The 11,162-nt window shown below is 57.2% G+C and carries 10 protein-coding genes and 1 pseudogene; 9 read left to right on the top strand and 2 right to left on the bottom strand.

From position 1 onward, the window contains the following. From GCM43_RS24190 to GCM43_RS24205, 4 genes are all read left to right on the top strand, one after another. Entirely contained in the window at positions 1-504 is a 504-nt protein-coding gene (locus GCM43_RS24190) for a cupredoxin domain-containing protein (protein ID WP_413770987.1), read from the top strand. Between the two features lie 99 nt (positions 505-603). Continuing rightward, the gene (locus tag GCM43_RS24195) at positions 604-2,985 is read left to right on the top strand and encodes a heavy metal translocating P-type ATPase (RefSeq protein ID WP_100429702.1); all 2,382 of its coding nucleotides are present in this window, start codon (positions 604-606) and stop codon (positions 2,983-2,985) included. A 42-nt stretch (positions 2,986-3,027) separates the two neighbouring features. Beyond that, a complete protein-coding gene (locus GCM43_RS24200; RefSeq protein WP_152248437.1) occupies positions 3,028-4,317 on the top strand; it encodes an ATP-grasp domain-containing protein in 1,290 nt (429 codons plus the stop codon). Between the two features lie 54 nt (positions 4,318-4,371). Then, a protein-coding gene (locus tag GCM43_RS24205) for an IS3 family transposase (RefSeq protein ID WP_413770986.1) occupies positions 4,372-5,912 on the top strand; the annotation gives its coding sequence in 2 pieces (ribosomal slippage) (positions 4,372-4,828 and positions 4,828-5,912; 1,542 coding nt in all). Here the strand turns inward: GCM43_RS24205 and GCM43_RS24210 are convergent. Continuing rightward, positions 5,872-6,552 (bottom strand): TnsA endonuclease N-terminal domain-containing protein, encoded by a 681-nt coding sequence (locus tag GCM43_RS24210; RefSeq protein WP_152248438.1) that lies wholly within the window; start codon positions 6,550-6,552, stop codon positions 5,872-5,874. The two genes, GCM43_RS24205 and GCM43_RS24210, sit on opposite strands and share 41 nt — an antisense overlap. A gap of 228 nt (positions 6,553-6,780) precedes the next feature. Between GCM43_RS24210 and GCM43_RS26320 the strand changes: the two are divergent. The 5 genes and pseudogenes from GCM43_RS26320 to GCM43_RS24245 all read left to right on the top strand — a co-directional run. Further along, positions 6,781-7,316: pseudogene (locus tag GCM43_RS26320) on the top strand (transposase); the annotation flags it as partial. Positions 7,317-7,924: 608 nt separating this feature from the next. Next, positions 7,925-8,815, top strand: a complete 891-nt coding sequence (locus GCM43_RS24230) for a hypothetical protein (protein WP_152248441.1) — start codon at positions 7,925-7,927, stop codon at positions 8,813-8,815. Then, a complete protein-coding gene (locus GCM43_RS24235) occupies positions 8,812-10,059 on the top strand; it encodes a tyrosine-type recombinase/integrase (RefSeq protein WP_152248442.1) in 1,248 nt (415 codons plus the stop codon). Before GCM43_RS24230 ends, GCM43_RS24235 begins: the two co-directional genes overlap by 4 nt. 118 nt (positions 10,060-10,177) lie before the next feature. Continuing rightward, positions 10,178-10,447: a type II toxin-antitoxin system RelE/ParE family toxin gene (locus tag GCM43_RS24240; RefSeq protein WP_070223560.1), complete on the top strand. Its 270-nt coding sequence runs from the start codon at positions 10,178-10,180 to the stop codon at positions 10,445-10,447. Positions 10,448-10,496: 49 nt separating this feature from the next. Further along, the gene (locus tag GCM43_RS24245) at positions 10,497-10,799 is read left to right on the top strand and encodes a HigA family addiction module antitoxin (protein ID WP_152248443.1); all 303 of its coding nucleotides are present in this window, start codon (positions 10,497-10,499) and stop codon (positions 10,797-10,799) included. Positions 10,800-10,932: 133 nt separating this feature from the next. Here the strand turns inward: GCM43_RS24245 and GCM43_RS26325 are convergent. Next, positions 10,933-11,162 (bottom strand): hypothetical protein (locus tag GCM43_RS26325; RefSeq protein WP_226929648.1); only part of this gene is annotated, 230 nt, incomplete at its 5' end.

The raw sequence follows: 11,162 nt of genomic DNA on the forward strand, positions 1-11,162 counted from the left end.
ATGACCTTAAATGCAATTGCAGTAATGTTACTGGCCAGTTTGAGCACTTTCAGCATTGCTGCGGTACCGGATAGCAACCCAGCAGCACATAGTGGCCACCAGCATGGCGCAAATGAGCAGAGCGCATCTCTTGTGGGCAAGGCGGGTGACCCGAAAAAAGCGACGCGTACCGTCACTGTCGATATGAACGACACCATGCGTTTTAACCCAGCGTCTATCGCCGTGAAACGGGGCGAGACTATTCGCTTTGTCGTCAACAATTCCGGCAAGATCAAGCATGAGATGGTCATTGGTTCTGAGAGCGAGTTGAAAGAACATGCCCAACAAATGGCAAAGTTTCCGGAGATGGAGCATGCGGAACCCAATCAGGTGACCCTGACGCCTGGGAAATCGGGAACCATTGTCTGGCAGTTCGACAAAGCCGGCAAAGTGGAATTTGCGTGCTTACAACCCGGCCACTTTGAGGCGGGCATGAAGGGGCAGGTAGTGGTTTCTGCCAAATAGATGACTTCATTCGGCGGGAATGTTCAATTCCCGCCGTTGCCGCAATAGCTGGTTCCACCACAGCCAACGAAACAGGCGAATCTGGCCAAGGAGTGATTCATGAGTAGAACTGACGCCGAGCATCATGCACACGAGCATCATCACGACAGCCACAGTAAAACTGAACCCGACGATGCGCGGCTGGCAGTAGACGAAAAACCATTCATTGACCCGGTATGCGGTATGCACGTTGGCGCAAATCCCGAAAAAGAAATCACCTACAAAAGTATGGTCTACCACTTCTGTAGCGGAAAGTGCATGACAAAGTTCAACGCAGCGCCAGATTCCTTTATCGATAAAGCGAATGCGGCACCCAACCCTGCGCATGCCCCCCAGGAGGGAGCAGTCTACACCTGCCCGATGCACCCCGAGATTCGCCAGCCAGCACCGGGAACTTGCCCTATTTGCGGCATGTCGCTCGAACCTGAAATGCCGACGCTAGATGAGGCGGAAAACCCGGAGCTAGTCGATTTTCGCCATCGTTTCTGGTGGACGCTGCCTCTTACCTTAGTGGTGTTCTTACTGGCGATGTTTGGGCATGTGTTCCTTTCTATGGGGCTGCCAGGCCAAAACTGGATTGAATTCGCATTAAGTACACCTGTCGTACTGTGGGCCGGCTGGCCATTTTTCAGACGCTGGGCGCAATCGCTGGCACGCATGAGCCCGAATATGTGGACTTTGATTGGCTTTGGCGTAATGGCTGCTTATGGCTATAGTGTCGTCGCCACAATCGCACCGGGCCTCTTCCCGCTTACCTTTGCTGCACATGGCCGCATAGGCGTATATTTTGAAGCAGCGGCAGTCATTGTTTCGCTCACGCTTCTTGGACAGATACTTGAGCTGCGCGCACGCTCCCAAACTTCCGCCGCAATCAAATCCTTACTTGGCCTCGCTCCAAAGACGGCTCGACGCATTCAGGACGATGGCTCCGAGGATGACATCCCGCTCACGCACGTCCACGTCGGCGACAAACTCCGTGTCCGACCCGGTGAGAAGGTACCAGTTGATGGCGTAGTGCTCGATGGCGAGAGCTCGCTCGATGAGTCAATGCTGACTGGCGAGCCCTTACCTGTGACAAAGCGTGCAGGAGACACGTTGATTGGCGCAACGATCAATACCAGCGGGAGCCTGATTATGCGTGCCGAAAAAATCGGCAGCGACACGATGTTGTCTCAAATCGTACAAATGGTCGCGCAGGCGCAGCGCTCCCGCGCGCCTATGCAACGACTCGCCGATAGTGTTGCAGGCTATTTCGTGGTCGTTGTCGTGGCAATAGCGCTACTGACGTTCGTGTTATGGGGAATGTATGGCCCTGAACCGAGCTGGGTCTTTGGTTTTGTTAACGCCGTTGCAGTACTGATCATTGCTTGCCCATGTGCATTGGGGTTAGCCACGCCGATGTCCATTATGGCCGCCACAGGCCGCGCGGCCACCCAAGGTGTGCTCTTTCGGGATGCCGCAGCGATAGAAGACCTCAAGAAGGTCGACACACTGATTGTCGACAAGACGGGGACCCTCACTGAAGGTAAGCCTTCCTTTAACAGCGTGGTCGCAGCGCCCGGTTTCAAGGACGAAGACGTCCTGCAAATGGCGGCGAGCATAGACCAGGGCAGCGAACATCCGTTAGCGCACGCGATCGTCTACGAAGCGAACAGGCGAGCACTGGTGCTAACCAAACCTGACAGTTTTGAGTCTGCCAGCGGTATTGGCGTGCGCGGCACGCTTGGCGGGGTGCACATCGCACTGGGCAACACCGCGCTGATGGATGCTGACAAAGTCGATTGGAGGCCGCTTGCTGAGGTCGCTGAACGCCTGCGGACAGAAGGTGCTAGCGTCATGTATCTATCCTCTGACGGCGTTTTGGCTGGACTGATTGCGGTGTCGGATCCCATCAAGGCAACGACGCATGAGGCCATAGAAGGCTTGCGCGCTGAAGGGCTGACCGTAATCATGGCCACTGGCGATGGCGTCACCACTGCGAAGTCCGTAGCCGAAAGGCTGGGCATCACGGAGTTCTACGGCGAGGTGAAACCACAGGACAAGTTGGCCTTGGTAGAAAAACTGCAAAAGCAAGGCAAGGTGGTCGCAATGGCCGGCGATGGAATCAATGATGCCCCCGCACTGGCGAAGGCCAATGTTGGTATTGCCATGGGTACAGGAACAGACGTGGCTATCAATAGCGCTCACGTCGCTTTAGTAAAAGGAGATCTGCGTGGGATTGCCCTTGCCCGTCGAATCTCGGTCGATACTGTTCGAAATATGTGGCAGAACCTGGGCTTCGCGTTTGTCTACAATGCCTTGGGCATTCCCCTGGCTGCCGGTGTGCTGTATCCATTTACTGGCCAACTGCTATCGCCGATGATCGCCGCGTTAGCGATGAGCCTGAGTTCCGTGTCTGTCATTACCAATGCACTCCGGTTGCGCGGTACCGGTCGGCCTTAACCGCTGACTGTGGCACCGAGCGACATTCTTGTGGAAGCAAACATGAATATACCTGCGATAGTGAAAGCTGCATCGAATAATGGCTGCTTGCTTAGCAACGAAGAATTGAATTTTCTTCCGGCTGCACGCCTCAATAGAGACTGTTTCTGCACCAGTTTGGATAGCTCCGCATTGAAAATAGCGCTTTCTAGCGAACCGGGCATGGACGGATTGCACGAGTTGATCGAGGAGCGGTGTCCCTATCTATTTTCTGCGCGGCCTATTTTTGTCTCGTATCGCCAAAGCAAACGTATTGCGGACGTTATTGCAGCGATTGAATCCGTAATATCGCTGCCATCGTATCGTGCGCGCGTTCTGACTGATGCTCCTGACATTGCCAAGCATAATCCTGATGATGCAAAAGGAGTATTTTTTGGCTATGACTTCCACATCCACGACGATACCTTGGCGCTCATCGAAATCAACACAAATGCCGGTGGAGCGATGCTCAACGCCGCGATGGCAAAAGCCCATAGATCGTGCTGTCTCAGCGATAGTGAATTGACACGAGCCATTGATAGCGGTGCGACCCTTGAAGATACCATCTTCAACATGTTTGAGTCGGAATGGGCGCTCTCTCAACGTTCACAGCCACTTCGGACAGTCGCGATAGTTGACGATCATCCAGAGCAGCAGTATCTCTATCCCGAGTTTGTTCTTTTTCGACGCTTGTTCGAACGCCACGGCATAGAGGCCGTTATTGCCTCACCATCGGACCTTACCTATCGTGATGGCGTTTTACGTCATGGGGATCTTGCTATCGACTTGGTCTATAACCGGCTGACCGATTTCATGCTTGAGTCGCCCCAGTGTCTCCCATTGCGTTCGGCGTATCTAGAAAGCGCAATCGTGCTAACGCCGCACCCCCAAGCGCATACCCTCTATGCAAATAAGGCAAATCTGGTTCTGCTATCGGATAAGAAAGAGCTCGTAGCGCTTGGCGTAGCCCCCGCCGTGCAAGATATTCTGCTCAAGAGCATACCGCGAACGCAGATTGTGACGGCCTCCGATGCGGACCGCTTGTGGACGGAGCGCCGAAAGTTGTTTTTTAAACCTGTTGCAGGTTACGGGGGGCGAGCCACGTACCGTGGTGAAAAGATCACCAAACGGGTATGGCAGGACATTCTGGCTGGTGACTACGTCGCTCAGGCCCTCGTCATACCCGGTGAGCGCTCGATCGGTTCCACCGATAATCCTAGCTCGCTGAAATTCGACCTTCGAGTCTATGTTTATGACGGAAAGGTGCAGTGGACCGCGGCCAGGATGTATCAGGGGCCCCCTCTGTCAAAATAGTTGTCGCCTCCATCAATTGGAGTTCTAATCTGCCCTGGGGCGATGGATTTGACGATGACGAAATACACCAACGAGAAGAAAGAGCACGCGCTCAGCCAAATGAGCGCACCGCATAACAAGCCTGTGGCCGTAGTGGCGCAGCTCACCGGCGTGCCGGAAGCCACGCTGTACCTGTGGCGCAAGCAGGCACGCGAGCAAGGCCGCGCGGTGCCTGGCGATGGACAAAATCCCGAGCAATGGAGTTCCGCCGATAAGTTCGCGGTGGTGCTGGAGGCGGCCCCGCTGAACGCGGCTGAATTGGCGGCGTACTGCCGTCGCAAGGGATTGCTGGTTGAACAGCTGGAACGCTGGCGCACTGAAGTCCACACGGCTTTGTCGGCTGGACAGAGCCGAGCAGGCGCCACCGAACGCGCGACGGACAAAAAACGCATCCGCGAGCTGGAAAGGGATTTGCGCCGCAAGGAGAAGGCGTTGGCCGAGACGGCGGCACTGCTGGTGCTGTCCCGAAAGTACGAAGCGCTGTGGACAGACGGCGAGGACGCATGATTGCGTTGCCGCAGCGCCAGGAGTTGGTCGCCGATATTGAGCAAGCCTGCCAGGATGGCGCCCATTTGGGTTTGGCCTGTGCCGAAATAGGTTTGAGTGCGCGTACCGTTGGGCGCTGGCGCCGCACGGGCGAGGTCCAAGCCGATGCGAGACCGACGGCGGCCCGGCCGACGCCGGCACACAAGCTGAGCGAGCAAGAACGCCAGCGCGTGCTCGACGTCTGCCACGAGGCGCGCTTCGCCGACTTGCCACCGGCACAAATCGTGCCGCGTCTGGCCGACGAGGGAACCTATCTGGCGTCCGAATCGTCGTTCTACCGCATACTGCGTGCTGCGCAAGAACAGCAGCATCGCGGCCGCGCCAAGGCGCCGCAGAGCACCGAACCGCAGCGACATGTGGCCCACGGCCCCAACGAGGTTTGGAGCTGGGACGTAACCTATTTGCCCAGCCAGGTGCGCGGCATGTTCTTCTATCTGTACGCCGTCATCGACCTGTTCAGCCGCAAGCTGGTCGCCTGGGAGGTGCATGCGCGCGAGGGCGGCGACGAGGCAGCGGCGTTGATGGAACGGGCCTGCTGGCGCGAACGCCGCCGCCACAACAAGCCGCTGGTGCTGCACGCCGACAATGGCGCTGCGCAAAAGGCGCACACGCTCAAATCCAAGCTGGAGACGCTGGGCATCACGCCGTCGCACAGCCGCCCCGGCGTCTCGGACGACAACGCCCATATCGAAGCCTGGTTCCGCACCTGCAAGTACGCGCCAAGCTACCCGCCGAATGGATTCGAGAACATCGAGCTGGCGCGGCAATGGGTGCTCAAATTCGTCACCTGGTACAACGGCGAGCATTTGCATAGCGGCCTATCCTTTGTGACACCAGAACAGCGCCACAGCGGCGTTGCCGACGCCGTTCTGCGGCAGCGGCGGGAAGTCTACGCGCAGGCGCGGGAGCGCCATCCGTTGCGCTGGAAACGGCCGCCACGCGCGTGGCAGGTGGCTGACGAGGTTTGGCTCAATCCGCCGTCCAAACTTGACCAGCGTCGCGCCGCGTGACGCGCTGAGGAAAGGACAAACCGACGCATTCTAAAACAGCTTTATGCGACAACTGCCTTGACACGTACCGCCTGTGTAACCATTCCAAATTGTCGAAGAGGATCTGGTTACCCACTTTTTCTGTCACAATCTTCCAGTCCGTTATAGCGCTTTCGGCCCATATTGCCCGCTCCAGATCAAGCTTATCAATAGTCCATAGCCCACTATTGGGATCAACAAGGTCTTTCTCATACTTGCAGGTTCTGATCGCCAATCGTTTTTTTTGTCCGGGTTCCTGAAGTGTGACCACGAAGTCGGACGTCAACACAAATGGAAGTTGCGTGCCTACAAAAACTGGATACTGGATGCCCATTTCCGCAGCGATGTCCCGGGCCTTCGATGTCGCAAACAATGGGTACTGTTCGCGGATGTCTACGACCAGGTCAGAAAATTCAAGCAGAAGGAAATAGCGAAATTCCAGGTCGGAAAAAAAATGGTGCATGCGCCCAGATTTTATGCCTGGGGCTTTGCGAGACCGGCCTAGTGATGGAATATCTTGCACGCGCAGCCACGGTTTGTAGGATGAGCCTTCCCCTTGTCCGTACCCCTGTTTCACAAAGCGCTCAATATCCGCTTCGGTCTTGAATCGTCTCTTTCCCATAGCGAAATCCTGTAGATCTTTGCGAAAAATGGCATATGGTAATGGTCAGGGATTCAAAGTGCTAGATTCAAACCGAACGGTGTAGCGTTTTGGCGGTGTGATAGTTAGGTTAGCAGCTTTTAAGCTACATTCCAGTTTACTGCCTGTTGTGATGCATCCTGCACGTACTCACCGGTGAACCAAATCGGGCTGGCCCTCCGGTCTCAGCGCCACATAGGTTAAATCGATATGGCCGAAAAGGGGGCAGACGCATATTTCATCCGGCAGACGCTACAACACGCGCTGCACAGGCTGATGGAAATGGACGTCGAAGCGCTGTATCAGGCCGCCTACGGCGAGCGCAGCGAGGAGCGCACCAACAGCCGCAACGGCTACCGCGACCGGGCCTATGAAATACGGGCCGGCAAGGCCTGGAGCCGCAGCGCACGGCCGAGAAAGCGCTGATGGCGGTAATCCCGGAAGCTTATATCCAGGGCATTTCAACGCGTTCGGTCAATGAACTAGTGAAATCCGTAGGCATGAATGGTGTGTCCAAGAGCCAAGTTTCGCGGCTGTGCGAGGAAATCGATGAGCGCGTGCAAGCCTTCCTGGGCCGGCCCATCGAGCGTGACTGGCCCTACCTGTGGATCGTCGCCACTTGCGTTAAATCGCGCCAAGCCGGACGGGTGGTATAGGTAGCCGTAATAATCGCTGTGGCCGTCAATACCGACGGCATGCGCGAAATTCTTGGCGTGGCCACGGGTATTTCCGAAGGAGAACCGCTCTAGACGGACTTCTTGCGCGGCCTGACCCGGCGCGGTCTCGCTGAAGCCGCGATACATGCAGCTTAAAGGATTGCAACCCTTGAGCGAAAATCAGTCTGCACGGCTCTCTGCCGTGATCAACTGACCAGGGACCCATCCCCTTGAGAATCACATCTCATACACCACGTCTAGGGACACCATTACACAAATCGGAAATTATGCCCTGATGGGTCTAGGGCACTGGCAGGGCTGAAGTACGCCTGCAGTGCCTGGGCAGACCTTATTCTTTGATTGACATGAGGAAGGAAACACACCGCTTGAAGGCCGCTGCCAGGGCCAAAAGCCACGCCAGGCGGCCTTTGTCAGACTTTATTATTTATTGTCAGACTTTATTGTTTGTCCACACAAATGATGTCTGTGTCCTCGGAAAAATAGCGTAAATTATTTTAGACGGCCTCTTATAAATCTATATTACTTAATATGGGCTAAGTATTATAATGTAATAAAGAGGTATGTTTATTACGCAAAAATACCGGTTTAAATACCGCTGTTTTGCCGGTTGTGCTATGCTGTTTTCACCCACGCCGCCGTGATGTCCGCGCTGGCAGACCCGATCGATTGCGCTCACCATGCACCCACCACCAGACCCGCTGTTCCCACCGCCGCCGGCATCGGCATCGCTGGCGCGCAACGCCGGCCGGCCGCGTTTTGCGCTCACCGACGATGAGGCGCGCAGCCTGGTGATGCAGTTGGGCGACCTGCGCACCCGTCATGCCGGCAACCCCCGCCAGCATCGTCCATTCGTGCACGATTTCCTACGCGCGGTGCACCACGCGACCGGGCGCGTTTACAGCGCCGGCACCTATCGCAAGCTGCTGCAGGCGTACGCCCCCGAGCGCACGCCGTCGACGACCACGCTCGAGACCGAAAAAAACTTGCTTGAGCATGACCTGAAAAGCCGCGCGGTGGCCGTCGGCATCGCTGCGGCAACGCCACTGCCGGCAGCTGAGGCAGCGCCATCGGTGCCAGCACCGGCGCCGGCGCGGGAAACGGGACTCGAACTCCAGCAGATCATTGGCTTGCTGCACCACTTGGCAGCGCGACTGGATCAACAGGATCGTGTGTTTGCCGGCCAGGATCGTTCGGTCGGCTTGCAAGCCCACAACGACTATCTGCGCGAGCGTCTCGCTGTCACTGAAGAGGATTTAATTAAAACCCGGGCGCAGGCCGCCCGGATGGCGCTCGAGGTACAAGCTGCCGCCACCCAGGCAGAGGAGCGCGCGCGCGAGCTGGCCGTGCTGTACCAGAACGTCAAGGACCAGGCGGCGGCGCTGGGCGCGATGGCGGAAGAACTGCATGGCAGCCGGCAGTTTGCCATGCAGGCCATCGATGGCGTTCGCGGAGAAACGCGCGCGGCTAAAGAGCGCTGCGCGCAGCTGGAGCAACAACTCAAAGACAAGGAGCAGCAAGTGGACATGTACCGGCAAATGGCGTTCAGCAAAGGAGGTCCAGCGCGATGACCGGACTGACCCCCTATTCCCACGGCGCCGGCCAAATGACGGTTGCCGCCCCACAGCCGGTGCACAGCCTGGGGCCGGTCGCAGACGACTGGGAAGCGATCAATGTGTGGCTGGCCGCGGTGGCCGATAACAGCAGAAGCGGTTCCGGTGAAACGCTGAAAACCTACCGCTACCATCTGGCCAAGCTGCGCTGGTATTGCGATCGCGAACTGGGACGCCCGCCGTCAACCTGGACCCTGCAAGATGTCAAAGCCTTCCGCGACTACTTGACACAGCTGCCTGCTTCGTCCTTGCGTACTATAAATATCGTACCTGGTACCCCGGACTATTCACCGTTCCAGAAGCAGCCTGGCGTCAGCACGCAGTCTGACATCATGCGTTTTACCAAGGCCATGTTCAGCGCCCTGCATCGCACCGGCTATCTGCGACTCGATCCGATGGCGCTCGTCAAAGCGCCGAAGCAGCGCCGCTTGGACAAAAAGCGCGCGGTGGGGGATGATTTGTTTGACCTGGTGCTGCAGGTGATGGCGGAGGCGCCGCGGCCGACCCAGAAAGACCATCAGATTTACGTGCGCGATTGCTTCATCTTCATCTGCCTGCGCGAGTCAGGATTGAGGGCCTCGGAACTCATCGGGGCGAAAATGGATGCCGTCGGGTTGCTGTACAACCCCAACAGCGGCAACACCTACTGGGCCATGACGGTCGAGGCAGAGACGGCCAAGGGCGGCAAACAGCGCACGGTCCCGGTGAGCGTGGCGTTCCTGGAGGCTTTTATTGCCTACAGGCGCGCATTCGGGCTTGACCCGATGCCCGGGCCGGGCATCCAGCAGTATGGACTTGTGCTATCCGTGCGCACCAAGAAAAGGGAGATCGGGAGCAGGATCAAGAGCGCGTCGGACCGACGGCTGTTTGGTGAATGGCGCGACGTCGGTAGCCGCCAAGGACTTCACGGCATCATCAAAGGCCGGATACGGGATGCGGTCCTTCTGTTGCAACAAGCCGGCGATGGCGCAAGCGCAGCGCATCTGGATCGGGTATCGGCACACTGGCTGCGACATACCTTCGCGATGACGTCACTCTTGTCGGGGCAGGATCTGCGAAGCGTGGCCACGTCGCTGGGCCATGCCAGCGTCGACACGACGATGGGATACACGGAGCAGGACGCGATCGATCTGATCGAAAGTTGGGAGCGAGAAACGCCAGGCCGCGTGGCCCGCGCGGGCCCGGCCGATAGCATCAAGTGAACAGGAGATAAATTTTTTGGTAGGCTTCCCCCAGATGCTTCAGCCGTCCAACTAAATGTAACGAGGAAAATCCCTGCGTTTTGTTGACTGTTAACCGGATAACGGATAATATGGAAATATGCCAATTCAATCCTTCGCTTGTCCCGACACGCAAGCCCTGTTCACCACAGGCAGGAGTCGCCGATTCGTCAACATTAAGAACGTAGCCGAGCGCAAGCTGGCCCAGCTCGACGCGGCTCCCTCGGTGAATTTCATGAAGGCGCCACCGGGTAACGACCTGAAAGAGTACGACGGCGCTTGGCATGTGCGGATTAACGACCAGTGGCGTCTGACCTTCAAGTGGGGTGATAGCGGCCCTTATGAAGTGCTGATCGAAGACCCACACTGAGCGGGGCCTAGCCCCGCATAGAAAAACCTGAACAGCCACGGAGGGCATTATGTTCAAAAATGGTATGCGTCCTATCCACCCCGGCGAAATTTTGGTGGAGGACTACATTAAGCCCATGGGCGTCAGCGTGCGCGCTGTGTCTCTGGCCCTGCACGTTCCGTACTCTCGCCTCAGCGAGATCACCAAAGGTGAGCGCGGCGTTTCCGCTGATACGGCACTTCGTTTGGAGCGCTATTTTGGCAGTGAGGCTCAAGGATGGTTGAATCTCCAAAGTGCGTATGACCTGCGTATGGCCGAGATATCCGCTGGCAAAGCCATTGCCAAAGCGATCAAGCCGCTCGCATTGGTATAGTGTTGGCGCCGACGCCGCATTGACCCATGTGCCGACGCACGACTGACCCAACGCCTATCGATGCAGGCCCAGTACGGACAACGGTTCGCGAGGAATCAGGCTGGGTCAGTGATTTCTCGGCACGTGGGTCAATTTACGTCGGCGCCAACAAGAGGGGCCAGTCGGCGTCTAGAACGAGATTTTCCGCCGTCCCTGCCTCGGGTGCCTGCGCCAGCTTCATGCCCGTGGAGGCCGGCTTGCCGCCGCGCTTAGTCCCAGCCCCAGTCTTCGGGACCGCTTCGATATCTACCAGCGGTTCGTCATGATTAGGTGAGTAATCACGACTAGATTGCGAAAAAGGGCGCCCAGGGGTTTTGGTACCTA

It is taken from the genome of Janthinobacterium aquaticum (genome assembly GCF_009208565.1).
Classification (GTDB): Bacteria; Pseudomonadota; Gammaproteobacteria; order Burkholderiales; family Burkholderiaceae_D; genus Janthinobacterium.